Source organism: Gemmatimonas sp. (assembly GCF_046594945.1).
Lineage (GTDB): Bacteria > Gemmatimonadota > Gemmatimonadetes > Gemmatimonadales > Gemmatimonadaceae > Gemmatimonas.
On record NZ_JBKJRB010000170.1, the window covers coordinates 23,721 to 44,137 of the forward strand.

The 20,417-nt window shown below is 64.8% G+C and carries 16 protein-coding genes; 15 read left to right on the forward strand and 1 reads right to left on the reverse strand.

Annotated elements, in window-relative coordinates:
* Nucleotides 1-2: 2 nt before the first annotated feature.
* The 7 genes from hutU to ACLL97_RS20835 all read left to right on the forward strand — a co-directional run bounded on the left by hutU (nt 3) and on the right by ACLL97_RS20835 (nt 8,407).
* Complete coding sequence (gene hutU / locus ACLL97_RS20805) at nt 3-1,682, forward strand: urocanate hydratase (protein WP_411282413.1); 1,680 nt, start codon at nt 3-5, stop codon at nt 1,680-1,682.
* The gene (locus ACLL97_RS20810; RefSeq protein ID WP_411282397.1) at nt 1,682-2,656 is read left to right on the forward strand and encodes a radical SAM protein; all 975 of its coding nucleotides are present in this window, start codon (nt 1,682-1,684) and stop codon (nt 2,654-2,656) included. The genes hutU and ACLL97_RS20810 overlap by 1 nt, the downstream gene beginning before the upstream one ends.
* Nucleotides 2,653-3,939: an imidazolonepropionase gene (gene hutI, locus ACLL97_RS20815; protein ID WP_411282398.1), complete on the forward strand. Its 1,287-nt coding sequence runs from the start codon at nt 2,653-2,655 to the stop codon at nt 3,937-3,939. Before ACLL97_RS20810 ends, hutI begins: the two co-directional genes overlap by 4 nt.
* A gap of 99 nt (nt 3,940-4,038) precedes the next feature.
* The gene (locus ACLL97_RS20820) at nt 4,039-6,864 is read left to right on the forward strand and encodes a tetratricopeptide repeat protein (protein ID WP_411282399.1); all 2,826 of its coding nucleotides are present in this window, start codon (nt 4,039-4,041) and stop codon (nt 6,862-6,864) included.
* Entirely contained in the window at nt 6,861-7,865 is a 1,005-nt protein-coding gene (locus ACLL97_RS20825) for a polyprenyl synthetase family protein (protein WP_411282400.1), read from the forward strand. Before ACLL97_RS20820 ends, ACLL97_RS20825 begins: the two co-directional genes overlap by 4 nt.
* 29 nt (nt 7,866-7,894) lie before the next feature.
* Nucleotides 7,895-8,143 (forward strand): DUF4321 domain-containing protein, encoded by a 249-nt coding sequence (locus ACLL97_RS20830; protein WP_411282401.1) that lies wholly within the window; start codon nt 7,895-7,897, stop codon nt 8,141-8,143.
* A gap of 9 nt (nt 8,144-8,152) precedes the next feature.
* Nucleotides 8,153-8,407 carry a twin-arginine translocase TatA/TatE family subunit gene (locus ACLL97_RS20835; RefSeq protein WP_411282402.1) on the forward strand — a complete coding sequence of 85 codons (255 nt, stop codon included), beginning with the start codon at nt 8,153-8,155 and terminating at the stop codon, nt 8,405-8,407.
* 73 nt (nt 8,408-8,480) lie between these two features.
* Here the strand turns inward: ACLL97_RS20835 and ACLL97_RS20840 are convergent, their stop codons facing one another.
* Entirely contained in the window at nt 8,481-10,313 is a 1,833-nt protein-coding gene (locus ACLL97_RS20840; RefSeq protein WP_411282403.1) for a peptidyl-prolyl cis-trans isomerase, read from the reverse strand.
* A 262-nt stretch (nt 10,314-10,575) separates the two neighbouring features.
* Between ACLL97_RS20840 and ACLL97_RS20845 the strand changes: the two genes are divergently transcribed.
* The 8 genes from ACLL97_RS20845 to ACLL97_RS20880 all read left to right on the forward strand — a co-directional run.
* Nucleotides 10,576-12,927, forward strand: coding sequence for a tetratricopeptide repeat protein (locus ACLL97_RS20845; RefSeq protein WP_411282404.1), 2,352 nt, complete (start codon nt 10,576-10,578; stop codon nt 12,925-12,927).
* Nucleotides 12,924-13,364: a type II 3-dehydroquinate dehydratase gene (aroQ, locus tag ACLL97_RS20850; RefSeq protein WP_411282414.1), complete on the forward strand. Its 441-nt coding sequence runs from the start codon at nt 12,924-12,926 to the stop codon at nt 13,362-13,364. Before ACLL97_RS20845 ends, aroQ begins: the two co-directional genes overlap by 4 nt.
* Complete coding sequence (locus tag ACLL97_RS20855) at nt 13,361-14,473, forward strand: M24 family metallopeptidase (RefSeq protein ID WP_411282405.1); 1,113 nt, start codon at nt 13,361-13,363, stop codon at nt 14,471-14,473. Before aroQ ends, ACLL97_RS20855 begins: the two co-directional genes overlap by 4 nt.
* A gap of 53 nt (nt 14,474-14,526) precedes the next feature.
* Nucleotides 14,527-15,027: an acetyl-CoA carboxylase biotin carboxyl carrier protein gene (accB, locus tag ACLL97_RS20860; protein ID WP_411282406.1), complete on the forward strand. Its 501-nt coding sequence runs from the start codon at nt 14,527-14,529 to the stop codon at nt 15,025-15,027.
* 11 nt (nt 15,028-15,038) lie between these two features.
* Complete coding sequence (locus ACLL97_RS20865) at nt 15,039-16,217, forward strand: type IV pilus twitching motility protein PilT (protein ID WP_411282407.1); 1,179 nt, start codon at nt 15,039-15,041, stop codon at nt 16,215-16,217.
* 50 nt (nt 16,218-16,267) lie between these two features.
* Entirely contained in the window at nt 16,268-17,626 is a 1,359-nt protein-coding gene (gene accC / locus ACLL97_RS20870) for an acetyl-CoA carboxylase biotin carboxylase subunit (RefSeq protein WP_411282408.1), read from the forward strand.
* Nucleotides 17,626-18,375 carry a 2-phosphosulfolactate phosphatase gene (locus ACLL97_RS20875; protein ID WP_411282409.1) on the forward strand — a complete coding sequence of 250 codons (750 nt, stop codon included), beginning with the start codon at nt 17,626-17,628 and terminating at the stop codon, nt 18,373-18,375. Before accC ends, ACLL97_RS20875 begins: the two co-directional genes overlap by 1 nt.
* A 3-nt stretch (nt 18,376-18,378) precedes the next feature.
* Nucleotides 18,379-20,417: DNA translocase FtsK (locus ACLL97_RS20880; protein ID WP_411282410.1), on the forward strand; the 2,039-nt coding region annotated here is incomplete at its 3' end.

The following is a 20,417-nucleotide window of genomic DNA, read 5'->3' on the forward strand; positions in this document are numbered from 1 at the left end:
CCATGTCGCCAACGACGGCAAGCAGCAGCGGACCGCGTGTCGTCCGGGCGCCGCGCGGCAGCGCGATGCAGTGCCGTGGATGGGAGCAGGAAGCGGCGCTCCGTATGCTGATGAATAATCTCGACCCCGAGGTCGCCGAGCGTCCCGACGACCTCGTCGTGTACGGTGGCACCGGGCGCGCCGTCCGGTCGTGGGAAGCCTTCGACGCGATCGTGCGCACGCTGAAAACGCTCGCCAACGACGAAACGCTGCTCGTGCAGAGCGGCAAGCCGGTAGCCGTATTCCGGACGCACGAAGACGCACCACGTGTCCTGATCGCCAACGGCAATCTGGTCGGCCGCTGGGCCAATTGGGATGAGTTCCGCCGGCTCGAGCGCGCTGGCCTCACGATGTACGGACAGATGACGGCCGGCTCGTGGATCTACATCGGGTCGCAAGGCATCGTGCAAGGCACGTACGAAACATTCGGTGCCGTGGCCACGCGGCATTTCGGTGGCACTCTCGAAGGGCGGTTGGTGGTCACCGCGGGCTTGGGTGGCATGGGTGGTGCGCAGCCGCTGGCGGCGGCGATGCACGGGGCGGCCGTGCTTGGCATCGACGTGGATGCCTCGCGCATCGTGAAGCGCATAGAAACGCGCTACTGCGATCGCATGACGACCTCGCTCGACGAGGCGCTTGCCTGGCTGGCCACGGCGCAGATGGAACGGCGTGGCCTTTCGGTGGGTTTGATCGGGAATGCCGCTGACGTACTGCCTGAACTCGTCCGACGGGGAGTCGTCCCCGACGTCGTGACCGACCAGACGAGTGCCCACGACCTGCTGGTGGGCTACGTTCCCTCCGGTCTCTCGCTGGACGAGGCGGCCGCCTTGCGTGCGTCGGATCCTGCCGCGTACATCGCGCGTTCGACGGCGTCGGTCATGGAGCATGTGCGGGCCATGCGGAGCATGCAGGACCGCGGCGCCGTCGCTTTTGACTACGGCAACAACATTCGTACGGTCGCGTTCGATGCCGGGATGGACGACGCGTTCCGGATTCCCGGGTTCGTTCCGGAGTATGTGCGCCCGCTGTTCTGCGAAGGGAAGGGTCCGTTCCGTTGGGTTGCGCTGTCCGGCGACCCCGCCGACATCGCACGCACCGACGAATTGGTGCTCGAGCTCTTTCCGCATGATGCGCAGCTGCGTCGCTGGATCGAACTCGCTCGTGAGCGCATTGCCTTTCAAGGACTTCCCGCTCGCATCTGCTGGCTGGGCCAAGGGGAGCGCGCGCGATTCGCGCTGGCACTGAACGACCTCGTGGCGCGTGGTGAGGTATCGGCACCGATCGTCATCGGGCGCGATCATCTCGACACCGGTAGCGTGGCGTCGCCCTTCCGCGAAACAGAAGCCATGCGTGACGGCAGCGATGCGATCGCCGACTGGGCCATCCTGAATGCCCTGCTCAACGTGGCCAGTGGTGCATCGTGGGTATCATTTCACCATGGCGGTGGGGTCGGTATCGGCAACTCGCTGCATGCCGGACAGGTGATCGTGGCCGACGGGAGTGAGCGCATGCGCCGCCGCCTTGAACGTGTCCTCACCAACGATCCTGGCATCGGCGTCGCTCGTCATGCCGATGCGGGCTACGACATCGCCATCGCGACGGCCACCCGAGAAGGCATTCGTATTCCCATGCGGGAAGGCTGATGCTGTCGAGTCGCTATCGCCCATGGCACGTGCCGATCTTCCTCGGGAAGTACGCGTGGCTGCGTGCACGAAATCGACCGGTCCTGCTGAACTTCGAAGTCACGATGCGTTGCAATGCCAAGTGCGGCTTCTGTGACTACTGGAAAACGCCGGCTGAAGCGAAGCACCGCGAGATGAGCGATTTCGCCGAGATCGCGCGACGCTTCTCGCCGATGCTGGTCACGTTCACCGGTGGCGAGCCGACGCTGAGAAGGGATCTCGAAGAGATCGTCGCATCGGTACGGACGGCCGTGCGGTACACCTACGTCCAGATGATCACGCACGGCGCGATGCTGTCGCTCGATCGCGCAAAATCGCTGTGGAACGCTGGCGTCGACCAGTTCAACATCTCGCTCGACTACCTCGACGAGCGACACGATGCCGCGCGCGGCATTCCTGGACTGTCGACGAAGATTCTCGATCTGGTGCCGCGCATGAAGGACGCGGGCATCGGCAGTGTACGTTTCAACACGGTGATCAAGAACGACAATCTTGATCAGATCGTGCCGATCGTTGAGCGCGCCGCGGCGCTCGGCGGCGGCGTGAACTTCTCGCTGTACACCGATTTCAAGAACGGGAACGGCGACTATCTGCTTCGTGATACCCAGCAGCGCGAGCTCGAGCACGTCGTGAAGCAGCTGCTCGCCTACAAGCAGCGCAAGCGCGGCGTGATCACGAACTCCGATTACTATCTCGAGCAGATTCCGCGATACGTCCGCGGTGAGATGACCGAGCCGTGTCGCAGTGGTTCCACCACCATTCACATCGATCCGCAGGGCATGGTGCGTCGCTGCCCGGACTTCAAGCCGGACGGGCGGTGGCAGGACTACAAGGGGTACGCGCCGATCAATTGCAATGCATGCTTCTATGCCTGTCGGGGCGAAGCACAGGCGCCGCTGCGGTTGATGTCGCGCGTGCGGGACGTGATGGCATGATCGTGGGAAAACCGAAGCCCGGCGACACCGTGACGCTGTTCGTGAATGCCGCGCAGACCGTGACCTGTGCCGGACCGGCCCGTGCGCGATGCGGCGCCGAGATGCAGGATGCCGGCATACAGGTCGGCGTCGGCGTCGCGGTGCAGGGTGATCGCATTGTCGCGGTGGACGAGGATGACGCGCTACGCCGGCGTTTCCCGAGCGCCGCCGAGGTCGACTGCGATCGTGGGGTGCTTGCTCCCGGCTTCGTGGATTCGCATACGCACACGGTCTTCGGGCGCGCGCGCTACGAGGAGCACGAACTGCGCGCGACCGGCGTACCCTATCTCGAAATCGCCAAGCGGGGCGGCGGCATTCATGCGTCGGTGCGGGACCTGCGCTCTCGGAGCGACGACGAACTGTTCTTGCTGGCGGTGCCGAGACTTCAGGCGCTTGCCGCTGGCGGTGTGACCACCGTCGAAATCAAGTCCGGCTACGGTCTCAGCGTGCACGACGAGCTACGGACACTGCGCGTGGTGGCGCGACTCGCGGCGACCGGTCCGCTCAACATCGTGGCCACCTGCCTCGGCGCGCACGAAGTGCCGCTGGAGTACCGCGAACGTCCCGATGGACGCGCGAGGTGGATCGACTGCCTCACGCACGAGCTCTACCCGGCCGTGGCCGCCGAGCACTTGGCTCGCTTCGCCGATGTGTTCTGTGAGCCTGGCGTATTTACCGTCTCGGAGACGCGACAGTTACTCGAAGCGGCCCGCAAGCACGGCATGCTCCCCAAGCTGCACGCTGATGAACTGCACGACGGCGGGGCGGCGGTACTGGCCGCACAGCTGGGCGCGACCAGTGCCGATCACTTGGCCGCCATCTCACCCGAGGGGATCGCCGCGCTGGCCGCGTCGTCCACGGTGGCGACCCTGTTGCCGGCCACCATGCTCTTTCTCGGAACCGGACGACAGGCGCCGGCCCGCGCGTTGATCGAGGCCGGCGCAGCGGTCGCCGTCGCCACGGACCTAAACCCAGGCACATCGCCGCTGCAGTCATTCCCGCTGGTGCTCACGTTGGCCGTGAGCCAGCTGCGGTTATCGGCGTCGGAGGCCTGGATTGCCGGCACCGTCAACGGCGCGGCAGCACTGGGATTGGCTGGAATCACCGGCCAGTTGCGCGAAGGATTCCGCGCCGATGTCGCGGTGCATGCCGCCGATGATTTCCGGGCGTTGCCTTACTGGTTTGGCGAGCGTCTTTGTCGGGTGGCGTGGGCGGGCGGGCGTGCTTGTCACGTGTCCGTGTGAACCCTAGCTTCCGCAGCGTCATCCCCGACGTGATTACGTCCCGCACGCGAGCCCGTCAGCGGGCCGTTCGTCCAGCTACTCGGAGTCATTCTCGAACTCATGTCTAACGCCGCGAAACACCGGAAAAAGGCGGCTGAGTTCGAGCAGCTGAGACAGATCGACCGCGCGATAGCCTCGTACGTGAGAGCGATCGAGGAGAGCGAGCTGGCCGGCGAGGACGTCGATGTCGCGCTGCTGAACAAGGTCGGCGACCTCGCGCTGCGACAAGGGCGCGTTCCCGACGCGATCACGTATTACGAGCGGGCCGTCGAGCACTATGCAAACTCCGGCCTGTTCAACAACGCCATCGCTCTCTGTAACAAAATCCTACGTAACGCGCCTGGCCGCGCCAACGTGTACTTCACGCTGGGACGGATCTGCGCACGGAAAGGATTGCGGGGCGACGCCACCCGGAATTTCCTCGAGTACGCGACCCGCATGCAGCAGGAAGGGCGCGTGGACGAGGGCATGCGCGCGCTCGCCGAAGTCGCCGATTTGATGCCCGAGCTCACCGAAGTCCGGCGTCTGGTAGACGAGCATGCCGATCGGGCCGGGATCGTGCTCCCACGCCGTCGTACGCCGTCGAGCGCCTCGCTGGCACTCAGCGAGGAGAGCGCCACCGCGACAAGCTGGGACAAATCGCAGGATTTGATCTTTCTCGAGGTGGACTATGGGGCGCCCGTGTCGCGCCGTACGCCAGCCCGCTTAACGCGGATGCCGACGCCACCACCGCTGGCACTCGTGTCGGCTTTCACCGTCGAGGCACCCGTCGAAGGGGCGGCATCGAGACCAACGCTCGCGGTCGCGCCCGGGCTAGAGGCGTCGATCGGTCCGGCACTTGAGACGATCTTGATCTTCGATCCGGCGATGACGACCGACGAGCCCGTCGTGAGGACGTTGGGACCGATCAGCATTCCGGATGCGGTTCCTCCTGTCGTGGCGGATGACCTACCGGTCGAAGTGTCGATGGTGGAACGCGTGGTCGGACTCGAGGCATCGAGCGACTTCGCTGATGTTGACGCAGCTCCGCTCGAAGGACTGACGGTCGACGAGTCGGAATCGCCGGAGGCCGTGGTCGATCCCACGGTACACCCGAGGGATGTGACGTGGCTTGCCGACGAGAACGGAATCGCCGGGGTACACACGGAGCGGGGCTTCGAGCCCACGGGCGAACAGTCGACGATCCCCGACCCGCACCAGAACCTGCCCGAACTCCTGTCGGAAGATTTTGCACACGCAGCCGATGATCCCGGTGTGGAAAGCATCATCCGCTCCGAGACGCCAATGTATTCGCCAGCCCTCGACTGGAGCGAGACCGAGCATCGCGCCGGTCTCCTGACGGGCGAGGATGACGTCGAGACAATCGACTTCACGACTGTTCCGGAGCTGGACGCGGCGATCGCCCCCGGCGCACAGCGTGTCGCTGAGGCGGACGCCGATTCGAATGCAGACGCCTTCGAATTGAGGGACGACGAGCCGATACAGGTCACCGAGGCCCCGACGCACTTCGTCGATGAGCCCGCTGCCGTGCCGCGTGCGCCGTTTCGGATCGATCCGCACGATTTCATTCTGCCCGGAGAACTGCCTCCGCTCCTGCTCGATGACGAACTCGTCGAGGCTGGACTCGCCGACCTCGAGCGCGATCATCTGGTTGGTGAGGTGGATACGGACTTCGAGGCGGACATAGACTCGCCCGTTGTGGACTCGACCCGCGCCACGCCCGCCGACGTCACCGAGGTCTCGGCCAGCCGAGCGACGCTGCTTCCGGAGTCCTTCGCGACGCAGGCATCCGCGGGCGAGGTCCCATCGAGCGACGAGCGGACGCCGGACAAGGCGCTCAGCGAAGCTGTCCGGCCGGTCATGGTCACACCGTCGTTGCCGATCGCGGCGGTGGCCGCGGAGGCGACGCTGGTGGCGTCATCCCGCCGCGACGCACTGCGGGCGGCCGTGGCCAGGCTGCCGCAAGACTGGTTACTTCGTCGCCGGTTGGCAGAGGCGCTCTTCGAGGCGGGAGAGCGCGATGCGGGACTCGCCGAACTCGAGGCGGCCCAACTGGGCCTCGTCGCCCAGGGCGACTTGCACGCCGGTGCCGACATTGCCGATTCGCTAGTGCAGGTGGCGCCCGAACGCGTGGCGTTCCATCAGAAACGCGTCGAACTGTCGGTCCGCGTTCAGGATCAGGGACGTCTCCGGGTCGCCTACCTGGACCTGGCCGACGCGTTGGTGCGTATTGGTGAGGAAAGCCGTGCCCGCGCCGTCTACGCGCGCGTCCTCGAGATCGATCCGTACGATGACCGCGCCCGCGCCGCCCTCGGCAGCGCCGCGCCGCCACCGCCGCCCAAACCGGGAAGTGACGCCAACTTTGTCGACCTCGCGGACTGGCTTCGCGACGACGATGCCCCCGCCTCGACCCGCATGCGGATGCGGGAGCCGGTCATCAGTGGTGACGAACAGGCGGATTTTGATGCGCTGCTCAGGCACTTCAAGGAGGGGGTCGCGCGTTCACTCGGTGAGGATGACCATGAGAGCCATTACGATCTCGGCGTCGCCTACAAGGAAATGGGTCTGCTCGATGACGCCATCGAGGAATTCCAGAAGGCGCTGAGAAGTCGGTCACACCGGCTTCCCGCCTACGAGGCCTTGGGGCAATGTTTCGTGGAGCAGGGACGGCACCAGGTGGCAGCAACGGTACTGTCCCGAGCCCTTCACGAGCCGGGGTTGGATGACGAGCAGAGAGTGGGTGTCCTCTATCTTCTCGCGTATTCGTGCGAAGCCCTGCAGCGCTGGGACGAGGCTCGGAGCTATTATCAGCGCGTATATGCGACCGACATCCATTTCCGTGACGCTGCCGCCAGACTGGCGGCGCTCGACCAGGTAGCGCGATGACGCTTTCCACGCGGACGCCAACGGCGTTGGCGGCGGCCCTGCGTGACATTCAGGCGCCCGTGCAGGACGAATTGCTCAAGGTGTCTCAGGAGCTGTGGCGCATTGTGTCCGCAGACGTGCCACTAGTAACCGAGGTGCAGCAACATCTGATGGGCATGAAGGGGAAACTCTTCCGGCCCACCTTGTTGCTGCTATCCAGTAGTGTCGAACATGAGCCGCCGGCTCGCGCTATCACCTTCGCCGCGATCATCGAGCTCATTCACCTCGCGACGCTCGTTCACGATGACGCGGTCGATCACTCGGCGTTGCGGCGCGGCATGCCCACGGTGAACTCGCTGTTCAGCCACCAGGTCTCGGTGATCATGGGCGACTTTCTGTACCTGCGGGCGCTTCGCGAACTCGTGACGCTCGGTGATCTCGAAGCGATGAAGGCGGTCACGAACGCGTCCAACGAAATGACCCTCGGCGAAATTCGGCAGCTTGCGGCATACGACGCGCTGGCGTTTTCCGAGCGGGATTACGAGACACTGATTCGCGCCAAGACCGGGTCGCTCTTCATGGCATCCTGTGAAGTCGGTGCGCTCTGCGGAGCGCCACAGCATCGTGAATCCCTCGCGCAATTCGGCGAGCGGCTCGGTATGGCGTTCCAGGTTGCCGACGACTTGCTCGACTATACGGAAGGGCAGGAGATGACGGGCAAGCCAAGCGGGCTGGACCTGAAGGAGCATAAGGTTACGCTCCCCTTGATTGCGGCTTTACGAGAAATGCCTTCATCGGCCCGTGCGCGCGTCGAGGCCCTGTTCGTCGCTCCCGAGCCGGAGGACGACGCGATCGCCGAGGTGGTGGAGATCGTTCGCGACTATGGCGGCCTCGAGTACGCGCGTCGCCGCGCCGATCAGTTTTCGCGTGAAGCCGAGGACGCATTGGCCGATCTGCCGGACGGCGCCGCACGTACAGCATTGACGGACGCCATCGCGTACGTCGTGGAGCGGCGCTGGTGATGGCTCGTGGACCATCCAAGCACCGTCCGGTGTTTCACGTTCTGGTGCTCGCGTCAGGCTTCGTGGCTGGGGGACTGGTCACGCAGGTCGCGCGACGGTTTCTGCCGGCGGGTGCCGTGAAGGAGTTCCTGACGACCGGCGTCACGCCAGCTATCGGGCCGCTCCCGATCGATCTGATTATATTAAAGTTTGCTGTCGGACCTGTCGCCCTGGATGTCTCGCTCTTGAGCCTCCTGGGAGTATTGATCGCCTACCTGATCGCGCGGTCCCTCTTCTAGGAGTTTCCTATGGGTTTACAGAATTTCGGTTTCATGGAGATCATGATCATCCTCGTGATTGTGCTCCTCCTGTTCGGAGCCAAGCGCATTCCGGAGATCGCCGGTTCGTTCGGCAAAGGTATCAACGAATTCAAGCGCAATCTGAGTGATGCCCAGCGCCAGATTACCGAGCCGGCCCCGCGCAACGACCGCGTCGGCGGCGGAGCGGCGGAACAGACCACGGCTGACGACGAGTCTCCCGAGCCCAAACGACTGCTCAACTGAGCAATGTATGCGCAATCAAAAAGCCCCCGCGATGCCTGGCATCGCGGGGGCTTTTTGATTGCGGCGTCGTCGATCAGACGCCGGACTGGCGACGCAGGGTCACCATCACGTTCGAACGCTTGTCGACCACCGTCACGCTCTCGCGCAGGTTCGTCAGAAATTCGTCAACGCGCTGCTGACGCAGCGACTGCAACAACTGCTTGCGCTGTGTTGCCTTGTCGACTTCGAACGCCGGACGGCTCGCATCGGTGCGGCTGTCGACGCGAAGGACGACCATGCCGTCGACCGCCTTGAACGGGCCACCAATCTGACCGACCGGCACGGTGAACGAAGCACCGATCGCCGGCTCGAACTGACCCATACCGGGCACCGCGTCAACACGTGAGAACGCCGGGGATTTCCCAACCTGTAGGCTGCGCTGTGCCGCCGCGGCTTCGAGCGTCGATGTACGAGCGGCGACGGCGATCTGCTCGGCAATCGGCCGCAATTTCTCAATACGCTTGTCCTTGGCGAGACGACGACGAATGTCCTCCTTCACGTCGGACAACGGTTGCGGTCCACCGAGCGTCAGCGAGTCGACGCGCGCCAAGAAGTACGCATCGGGCGAGTCAAAGAGATCGCTCGTTTCACCAGCCCGCACACCGGAAAACGCCCAAGCGCTCACGCTCGGCACGTAGCGGCCGGCGTACGTCAGCGGCTCCTTCTCAAACGCCACGACCGAGGCTGGCGAAAGACCGAGTGCCTTGGCGGCCGCGTCGAACGCCTCCGGATCTTCTTGGCTTCCGGCCTTGCTGGCCAGCGAGTCGGCGCGACGATCGGTGCGTGTGGCGCTGGAGTCACTCTGGCCGATCGACACGAGGATGTGGCGCACATCGAGCGTGTCACCGGACTTCGAATCGACGCGGATCAGGTGCCAGCCGAACGGCGTCCGCACGGGCTGCGAGAGATCGCCCGGCTTGAGGCTGTACATCGCCGTCTCGAAGTCTGCCGCGAAGCGACCACGGCCGCCCTTTCCAAGGGAACCGCCATTGGCCCCTGAGACGCTGTCGGTCGATTCGCGCTTGGCGACGTCTTCAAACTTCGCGCCGGCGACAATCTCGGCACGCAGCTTTTCGATGCGAGCCTTGGCGTCGGCCGAATCGGCCGAGGTGACCGTTCGCGGCACCGTCAGCAGCGAAACGACGGCACGGCCAGGACGGGTAAAACGCTTCTTGTTCCGATCGAAGAACTGCGAGATTTCTGCGTCGGTGATAGTCACGGCCGTGTCCGTGAGAGCACTCTGGCCCACGAGCACGTAACTGACTTGTGCGCTATCGTGACGATCGCGATAGACCTGCCAGAGGCGCTCGTCGGAGACGTACGCGTCGGACGCGATCTGATCAAACAGCTTCTGCTTGGGTATTTCGTTGCGGTAGTAGGCTTCGAGACCGGCCAGCATTCCAGACTGCCGCGCCATCGGGCTAGCGAGGAGACGCTGATACTTCGAGAGGTCGAAACGGCCGTCGGTTTGCAGGTCCGGCGATTGCATGGCCTGCGGCGGCGGGGCGAGTCGTGCCGCTTCGAGGATTTCGTCGTCAGTAACCGTGATCCCGCGACGCTTATATTCCTGTTGGAGCAGCAGCTCCGTGACCAACTCGTCGTACGCACGATCTTCGAGCGTCTTCCGCTCGTCGAGCGTGATTCCCCGACCGAGCTGCTGTTGCTGCTGTTGCTCGAGGGACGTCACGGCATTTTGCCACGACGTGAGCAAAATATCTTCGCCGTTCACCGTCGCAATGGCGGTGGAGGTCGTCACGGGCGAGCGGCCTGCGAGACCTGAGGTCTCATACAAAAGGAAACTGCCGACGAATGCCACGATCAGCACGATCCAGATGTATTTCGCGGCGCTCCGCATCGATTGCAGCACGGGGCGAGACTCCTTGGGACGGAAAAGCTGGATAAACAGAAAGGCATACGCACCTCCATGGGAGTGGCGTATGCCGCAGAGTCTCTCAAGCTAGCCGCCGCGAGTCGCGAATAGCAAGACGAGCGGGACCGATGCACCAACTCACCACGAATGACTTCCCGGAACGGCCACTGCGAATAAGTTGTTGCTTGGGTCCCGTCACACTGACGGAACGGGCACCTCGCATCGGGCCGGGACACATCACCCTGAGGGCACTGGACGGATGAGCACTGCTGCCCGGATCGACGAGCTCCGGAAAAAGTTCGAGGAAAACCCGCGTCGCTACTTCGCCCCGTTGGCGAACGAGCTGCGAAAAGCAGGGAACCTGTCGGAGGCTATTGCCCTCTGCCGCGAGTTCCTGCCCAAGCAGCCCGAGCACATGAGCGGGTACATCGTGTTTGGTCAGGCACTGTACGAGTCGGGCGATCTGTCCCAGGCGCGCATTGTGTTCGAGCAAGCCTTGGCCCTCGACCCGGAAAATCTGAAGGCGCTCCGCCACCTAGGCGACATCGCCAAGTGGGAAGGGGACTCCGCGGGTGCGCGCCGCTGGTACGAGCGTGTGCTTGAGGCGGACCCGCGCAACGATGACATCGCCGCGCAGTTGATGACGTTGGTCACACCGGTGTATGTCATGCCGGTCGTGTTCGAGCCCGAGCCTGAGGCGCCTACGCCATCTGCGTTCTTCGTTCCGCCCACGCTTTCCCTGCCCACCGCAGCGCCGTCCTTCACGCCGGCGTTTTCCGTAGCGCCGATTGGACTCGGCGCCATCCCGACGCCGGACGCCGCACTGCGCGCCGTCGACTTCGATGAGATCAATGCGCGACTGCGTGAGCCTGACGCGCCGCCGCCGGAGCATGTGGACGCGCCCATGCCGTCGGTCGATGCTTCCGAGGTTCGCGAGCCTGACCTGCTCGACCTCGACGCCATCGAAGCGGCCGGAATCGAAGCCCACCACGAGATGGCGGCTTCGGCTGTGGAAGCGGCCGTCGCGCCAGAACGTGCCGCGACGGCGATCACTGACGCTCGCGTGGCCGAAACGCTTGTCTCGGCTGAGGCCGAACAGGAAACGGTAAATGCAGGAGAGGACGATCCGTTTGGCTTCACCGCGGCGGCTACCGACGAGGTGCCGTTCGAGGAAGGGCTCATCGCGCCGGATTGGCCCGACACATCGGAACTGGTGGCGCGGATGGCGACGCCACGCAGCATGACGCCCGCGGTCGTTGCGGCGATAACACCGGACGCTGTTGCCGCCTTCGGCAGTGAGCCGGGCGATCCGCTCCCGACGCCCGCGTTCGATGAGGACGCGCTGTTCGCTGATATCGACGCGCCGTTCACACCGTCGGACGCGCCGCCGTCCGAGATGGCCGTCACGCGCGAGGCGGAGGATGTCGTCGTAGTGGCGGACGCGGAGGTCGATGATCCAGCCGCGGCCGACGAGGAAGCGTTCGACGAGATCGACGAGGCAGAGCCTGAATGGATCGTCGCCGCGGCACCGGTGTCGACATCAGCGGTCGAGGGCGAGCTTCCGTGGCTCGCCGCGGCGCCCGAGCCAGAGCGCGACGTCGAGCCCGTCGCGGGCGCGGAGGTCGAACCGGCGGACGAGGCTGGCTACGCGGACGAGGCGTCCGCCGCGATCGACGCGGATCCCGAAACCGCGCCCCGAGAAGCGAGCTTCGCCGACGTGATGCCTGAGGAGTACAATCCCGCGTTTGTGACCGAGACGATGGGGGAACTCCTCGTGTCGCAAGGATTCACGGCGCGGGCGGTGTCGGTGTACGAGGAACTCGTGCGCCGTCGTCCCTACGACCCCGTGCTTTCCTCGCGGCGCGCCGAATTGCAGGAGCAGCTGGCTGCGGAACTGGCGCCAGTTGCGCCGGCATTCCCGACGCCGGCCGTCACGACCCCGCGTTTTGCCACCCCAGGCTACGCATCGCCATCCGTCGTCACGCCGGCGATGGGAGCTGCGGCGTTTGTGGCGCGCGTGACGCCACCATTCGCGACACCCGTGTCGTTCACACCGATGTCGCTCACGCCGATATCGTCTCCGGTCTTCGAGGCCTCGGCCGATGCCGAGCCGCCACTCGAACGGGTCACGGCGCGCGAGCGATTCGCGCAGCTCGCGTCTCGGCGCGTGCCGCGACGGACCCCGCCGCGCGCCTCAGTCGCCCTAGAGACACCGGCCGATGGACTGGCATCGTTATTCGGTGGAAACGCGCCGATGCACGATGATCTCGCGGCTCGTGCGCTCGCCGATGCGTTCGCGCCGATCGATGAGAGCACGCACTTCGGTGGAGAACTCCCGTTTGAAGAAGCCATGCTCGGCGGCGCTCCCCGCGCTCTGACGCCGATGCGAGCGGCGACGCCGATTGCCACGTCGGCCGTTACTGACGCGACCGTCGGACCCTTTTCCTTCGATCGGTTTTTCCCCGATCCTGCCACTTCCGAGCCGCCACATCACGCGCCGTTGCCCAGCCCCACGCCGGCCGCGAATCCGGCTCGTGACGGCGCGACGCCGACGGTGAGCGACGATCTCGCGCAGTTTTCCGCGTGGCTCAAAGGGCTCGGCAATACGTGATCATCGGGATTCTGAACGGACCGAATCTCAACTTGTTGGGCACGCGCGAGCCACAGATTTACGGCTCCGCCACGCTCGATGACATCAACGCCGGCCTGACGCGCGTCGCCTCTGAACTGGACGTCGAGCTGCAGACCGCGCAGTCGAATGTCGAGGGTACGATGATCGATATCCTGCACGCGTGGCGTGGCGTGGTGCAGGGCGTGGTGGTGAACGCCGGTGCGTATACGCACACCAGCCTCGCACTCCGCGATGCATTTACGGCGACGTCGATCCCGTTCGTGGAGATCCACCTCTCCAATGTGTACGCGCGTGAACAGGAGCGGCACCATAGTATGCTCGCCAGCGCCGCGATCGGTTCGGTCACAGGCCTTGGTGCGGACGGATACGAGTTCGCATTGCGCGGTCTGGTCGCGACCCTGCGTCGACGCCCGTGAGCGCGGGGGGCGATTCGATCGGAAGCGACACCCGGCCCGCGCGTCTCGCGGCGCTTCGCGATGCGTTGGCCAGGGCTGATCTCGACGCCGTGCTGGTCACGTCGCGGCCGAACGTCCGCTATCTCACGGGATTCTCCGGCAGCAATGCGCTGCTGGTGGTCACGGCCAAGGACTGCGTCCTGCTCACCGACTTCCGGTACGCGACGCAGGTGGAGGCGGAGCTGGGGTCGTCGACCAGCGTGCGGATTGAGAGCACGAACCTCTGGACCGGGCTGTGGGCCCAGCTCGCGACGCTGAGTGGCGTTGAGCGGATCGGCTTCGAGTCCATGCACCTATTGCACCGCGATTTTGCGAGGCTTTTGGAGCAGGGCGCGCGCTGGTCCTGGCGCCCAACGACCGATCTCGTCGAATCGCGGCGCGCGGTGAAGGACGCCGGTGAACTGGCGCACATTGAGTGCGCCGTTGCGATGGCGGAAATCGCATTGCGGCAGACGGTGCCGATGCTGCGCGCCGGGCTCACGGAAACGTCGGTGGCGGGTATGCTCGAGCGTCACCTGCGCGACGCAGGAAGTGAGGAGTATCCGTTTCCCAGTATCGTGGCGTCAGGTCCGCGTTCGGCACTACCGCACGCGCGCGCCAGCAATCGGGTGCTCGAAAGCGGCGATTTCGTGCTGATCGACTTCGGCGCCGTGACAGCGGGCTACTGCTCCGATATCACGCGCACCTTCGTCCTTGGGCGCGCGTCTGACGAGCAGCGAGAGGTCTACGACATCGTTCGTGAAGCGAACGTACGCGCTTCGGGTTCGCTTCGGGTCGGAATGACGGGGATGGCTGCAGATGCGGTCGCGAGAGACTACATTGCCGCTCGCGGATTTGGTGAGGCGTTCGGACATTCGCTCGGTCATGGGATCGGGCTGGAAGTGCACGAAGCACCTCGCTTGGCCCGTATCGTCGAGTCTCCCCTCGCTGCCGGAACAGTGGTGACGATTGAGCCCGGGATCTATCGGGCGGGATGGGGTGGGGTGAGAATCGAGGATGACGTGTTCTTGTCAGACGCAGGTCCGAGAGTCCTCACCGGATTCCCTCGGGAGCTGCACGAACTCTCCTGATTTTTGTACGCTCGACGCAGTCCGCGCCGATGATCCCCCTTGACTCCCCCACCATGATCGACCTGCGCTACGTGAAGAAGCTGATCGAGATGCTCGACGGCTCCACGGTGGATTCCATCGAGATCTCCTCTGACAAGGGGATGAAGCTCCGAATCTCGAAGAGCTCCCAACAGCGCGTAGCGGCCATGACGGTCGCACCTCAAATGGCCGCTCCCGTCGCGATGGCCCCGGTGTTGCCCGCTGCTGGTTCGGAGCGTCCTGCCGGAGAGGGTGTGGCGGCGGCGCCGAAGGCCGAGGCTCCGAAGGTTGCACTCCTCGAGATCAAGTCGCCGATGGTGGGCACGTACTATGCTGCCCCCGAGCCCGGTGCGAAGCCGTATGTCAACGTCGGCGATCGCATCAGCAAGGGTCAGATTGTCTGCATCATCGAAGCGATGAAGATCATGAATGAGCTCGAGTCCGAGTTCGACGGCGTGGTGCGCGAGGTGAACGTCACCGAGACGCACGCGGTCGAATACGGACAAGTGCTCTACCGCATCGATCCGACCGGCTGAGACGCGATGACATGACGATGGTCTCCGGTGCCGCTCCAGTTACCGTCACGGCGACGGCACCTGGCTCGGGCCTTGATCTGAAGGCCGCACTGCAGCGCATGGTGCGTGAGGGCGCGTCCGACTTGCACCTCAAAGTGGGACGGCCACCCACGCTGCGATTGCACTCGGACCTCGTCCCGCTGGACATGCCGCCGATGCGACCGGAGGAACTCCGGTCGCTCGCCGAGCATCTGCTGCCCCCTGCGCAGTTGCGCGAGTTCGTGGAGATGCGCGAGTCGGACTTCGCGATCAACGTTCCGGGTATCGGGCGCTTTCGCGTCAACGTGTATCAGCAGAAGGGCACCGTTGCCTTTGCGATGCGCGCGATCGCCCATGCCGCCGCATCGATTCGCGATCTGAACCTGCCGCCGGTGCTCGAACAGTTGGCGCTTAAGCCGCGCGGATTGGTGCTGGTCACGGGCGTGACCGGATCCGGCAAAAGCACCGCGCTGGCTGCCATGGTGCATCATATCAACGAGCGACGCAGCGCAAACATCATCACGATCGAAGATCCGATCGAGTTCGTGCACCGCGATGTGCAGAGTCACATCAATCAGCGTGAGGTGGGAACGGACACCGCGTCGTTCTCGCAGGCACTGCGACGTGTGCTGCGTCAGGATCCCGACGTCATTATGATCGGCGAGATTCGCGATCTCGAGACGCTTGATGTCGCGCTCAAGGCCGCCGGTACCGGGCACCTCGTGTTCTCGACACTGCACACCACTGATGCGACCCTCACGATCAATCGCATCCTGTCGTTCTATCCGCCGCACCAGCAGAACGAAGTGCGCTTCGCGCTCGCGAATGCGCTCTCGTCGGTCGTTTCGCTTCGCCTGGTGCCCCGGGCCGATCGTCCGGGTCGCGTCCCCGCGTGCGAAGTGCTGGTGAACACCGAGGCGGTCCGCGACCAGATTCGCGACCTGTCGGCCACGCTAAACATCCCGGACCTGATCAAGGAGGGGAGTATGGCGTACGGCATGCAGAGCTTCGACCAGTCGCTGATGAACTGGTACTCGCGTGGGGTGATTTCCTACGAGAATGCGCTCTTCTACGCCACCAACCCCGCCGAGTTCGCGCTCCGCATCCAGGGGGTTGACGGTACGAGTGATACCAACTGGGACGGGTTCCGGCAGGGAAGCGCCGCCACCTGATTGGTGGTGGCGGGACTGGCGGCAGGGCTGTGCCCCTGCCACCATACGGCATGTTCAAAAAGGTCCTGATCGCCAACCGCGGTGAGATCGCTCTCCGCGTCATTCGCGCTTGCCGTGAACTCGATATACAAACGGTCGCCGTGTATTCCGAGGCTGACCGCGAGTCGCTGCATGTGCGCTTCGCCGACGATGACGTCTGTATCGGGCCCGCGCCGGGTCGCGATTCGTACCTCAAGATCCCGCGACTGATCGCGGCGGCCGAAATTACCGGCGCCGACGCGATCCATCCGGGCTACGGTTTCCTTGCGGAGAACGCGGAGTTCGCCGAAACTTGCCGCGCGTCGGGGATTGCCTTCATCGGCCCTACCCCGGAACAGATCCGCGTCATGGGCGACAAGGCATCCGCCCGTCGGGCGATGGCCGAGTGTGGGGTGCCAATCGTACCTGGTTCGCCGGGCCCGGTGGACGACCCGGAAGAGGCGCTGGAGTTCGCCCGCGGCATCGGCTTCCCCGTGATCATCAAGGCTTCGGCCGGCGGTGGTGGCAAGGGCATGCGCGTCGCCCGTGATCCCGATGACTTCCTGCGCTCCTTCCAACTCGCGCGCTCCGAGGCGCTCTCGGCCTTCGGCAATGGCGATGTGTACGTCGAAAAGTTCCTCGAGCGTCCGCGCCACGTGGAATTCCAGGTCATGGGTGACATGCACGGCAACGTGATTCACCTCGGTGAGCGCGATTGCTCGGTGCAGCGTCGTCACCAGAAGCTGATCGAAGAGGCCCCCTGCCCGGTGATGACGCCGGAACTGCGCGAGAAGATGGGTGAGGCAGCGGTGCGTGGAGCCAAGGCGATCAACTATATCGGCGCCGGCACGGTGGAAATGCTCCTCGACGAAGACGGGTCGTTCTTCTTCATGGAGATGAACACGCGTATTCAGGTCGAGCATCCGGTCACCGAAATGTTGACCGGCGTCGATCTCGTGAAGGAGCAGATCCGGGTGGCCTCCGGCCTTCCGCTGTCGGTGTTGTCGACGCCCGCCTTCCGCGGTCACGTGATCGAGTGCCGCGTGAACGCCGAAGATCCGGCGCGCAATTTCCAGCCGTCTCCGGGCAAGCTAGAAGTCTTTCATCAGCCCGGTGGACCCGGCGTGCGCGTCGATACCCACGCATACGCGGGCTACACGGTGCCGCCGTACTACGATTCGATGATCGCCAAGCTCATCGTACAGGGCAACACCCGCGAAGAGGCGCTCAAGCGCATGCAGATCGCGCTCGAGAGCTTCGTGATCGAGGGCGTGAAAACCACAGTGCCGTTCCTTGCTCGCGTCATGCAGCACCCCGACTTCAAGGCGGGCAAGGTGCACACCAAGTGGCTTGAGGTCGAGTTGACGGATCTGCTCAAGGAACCGACATAGTGCGCATCGATGTGCTGCTCGGCGAGGCGCAGGTTGCGCCCGCCGATGTAGCGGATCGAGTGGTCGTGGTAATCGACGTGCTGCGCGCGGCGACCACCGTCGCGGCCGCGCTCGAGGCGGGCGCCCGCGCCGTGATCCCGTTCGAGACCGTCGACGAAACGGCGTCACGAGCGAAAGCGTATGCCCGGGGAGAAGTCCAACTCGCCGGCGAACGGCGGATGGTGAGGATCGATGGCTTTGACCTTGGTAATTCTCCCGCCGAGTACACACCGGCGTCGGTAGAAGGACGGACGATTCTCTACACCACAACCAACGGCACCACGGCACTGGCCGCCGCGCATGGGGCACGGGTGTGCTACTTCGCGGCGTTCGTGAACGCGGCCGCCACGGTGGCATCGGTGCGGTCTGCCATCACGCACAGTGGAGACGTGACGATCATCTGTGCGGGCCACGAGCGGCATCTGGCCCTGGAGGATGTCGTGTGTGCCGGGCGGTTGGTACGGGGCATTACCGCGGGGCTGGAGGGCGTCACGCGGGGGGATGGTGCGCGCGTGGCGGAAATGGCCGAGCGACCGTTCCAGGGTGGGATTGCCTCCGTGGCGCTCGAAGCCGGCCACGCGAAGTCGCTGATCGCGGCCGGCTTCGCGCACGACGTTGAGCTCTGTCTCACGCTCGATCGCTACGCACGCGCCGTGCGATACCACGATCGCCAACTTCAGCTCGAGCCTGCGACTCGCACGGAACACTAAGTCATGGAACCCGCCGTGCTGCGCCGGGAGCTTTCGGCGATCGCGCTGACCCTGCTCGCGGTGTTCCTCACCGGTGCGCTCTTCTTCAACGCACCGGATGCCGGCCAGCTGTGTCTTGAGGCCACCGGCGTATTCGGTCCCGCGGGCACCTGGGCGCGTTGTGCCCTGGTGAGCACGGTCGGCATACCCGGTGCGGCCATCGTCGCGATGGGATGTCTGGTCGTTGCCCTTACGCTGTTCGGCCGGATTGCGCGTGCCGACGACGCCAGCGATTGGGGCGTGCTGTTCGCGGGGACCGTGACGTTGGCGCCGGTGGCGATCGGTCTGGCGCTAGGCGGCGAACCGTCGGCGTCGGACAGCTCCGGTCTGTGGGGTAGCTTCGCCGCACACTACCTGCGCAAAGGACTCGGATCCGCCGGGGCCTGGGTGTTCTTCCTGTTGGCCTCGAGTGCCCTAACCGTCGCCACGCTGCGCTGGAATCCGATCCGTGTGCTGCTGGGCCCCGGTGCGCGAAAGGCCGACGGCGATCGCGGGGACGGTAGCCAGGCTGGTGCGCGGGCCGTCGTAAGCAGCCGTCGTCGGCCCACGCTGGCACAGCAGCTCGAGCCGGAGCCGAACGAACTGCCGGCCATCGACCCGGTACTGGCGCGTGATGTATTGGCCCTCGACAAGCCCGACGCGCGTTACGCGCCGGACGCGGGGCGCGACAGTGCGAAGGCAAAGAAAGGTTCCAAGGACGCGGCGCGCCCTGTCGCCGCGGCCGTAGAAGCGGCGCTCGATGCCTCGTCGGAACCGTCGCCGTTCAGCGACGACTTGCCACCAACCGACTTGCTCACGGCCGCGCCGGCGCGGAACGTTGACGTGGGCAAGCGCGAGTTGGACCTGGCCGGTGAGAAGCTGATGACCACGCTCCGCACGTTCAAAGTGGACGGCGAGTTGGTCGGGCGCACAACGGGACCGACCGTCACGCAGTTCGAGATCGAGCCGGCTCCCGGCGTCAAGGTGCGACAGATCGCGGCACTGGCCGATGATCTTGCCCTGGCAATGCGGGCGACGAGTATTCGCATCGTGGCGCCGATTCCGGGTCGTGGCGCGGTTGGCGTTGAAGTCCCCAATCCGACGCCGGAAATGGTGGTGCTGCGCGAAGTGCTCGAGTCGGCAGAATTCCGGCAGATGCGCGCGGCGCTGCCGATCGCGCTGGGTAAGGATCTCGAAGGGCGCGCCGTAATCGCCGACCTGGCGAAGATGCCGCACCTGCTGATCGCGGGCTCCACCGGCTCGGGAAAATCGGTGTGCGTCAACACGATCATCACCAGCCTCATCTACCGCCATCCGCCGCGAAAGCTGCGCTTCCTGATGGTGGATCCAAAGATGGTCGAGCTGTCGGTGTACAACACCCTGCCGCACATGCGCCACAAGGTGATCACGGACAATCGCGATGCGGCGGCGGTGCTGAAGTGGGCCGTGATGGAGATGCAGGAGCGCTACGAGCTGTTGGCGGCGAACGGCTGCCGCAACGTGCAGGACTTCAACAAGCGCGTTGAGGAGAGCACGCCGCTCAAGCTGCCCCGGCGGCCGGACGTCGCCTTCGAGGACAACGTCTACCGCGGCGACATCCTCCCGTACATCGTCGTGATCATCGACGAGATGGCGGACTTGATGATGACGGTGCAGGGCGAGGTGGAGACGCCCATCGCGATGCTCGCGCAGAAGGCGCGTGCCATTGGAATACATCTCATCCTTGCAACGCAAAGGCCGTCGGTGAACGTCATCACGGGCCTCATCAAGGCGAACTTCCCGAGCCGGACCGCCTTCCGCGTGGCGAGCCAGATCGACAGCCGGACGATCATCGACGGCGGCGGGGCGGAGATGCTCCTGGGCAACGGTGACATGTTGTTCATTCCGCCGGGCAAGAGCGAACCTGCGCGTCTTCAGGGAGCATACCTGTCGAGCGAGGAGACCGAAAAGCTGATGGGGTGGTACGAGGCGCAGCGCGACCGCCGCCGTGCCGCGCTCATCGAGGCGGGACTGCCGATGCAGGC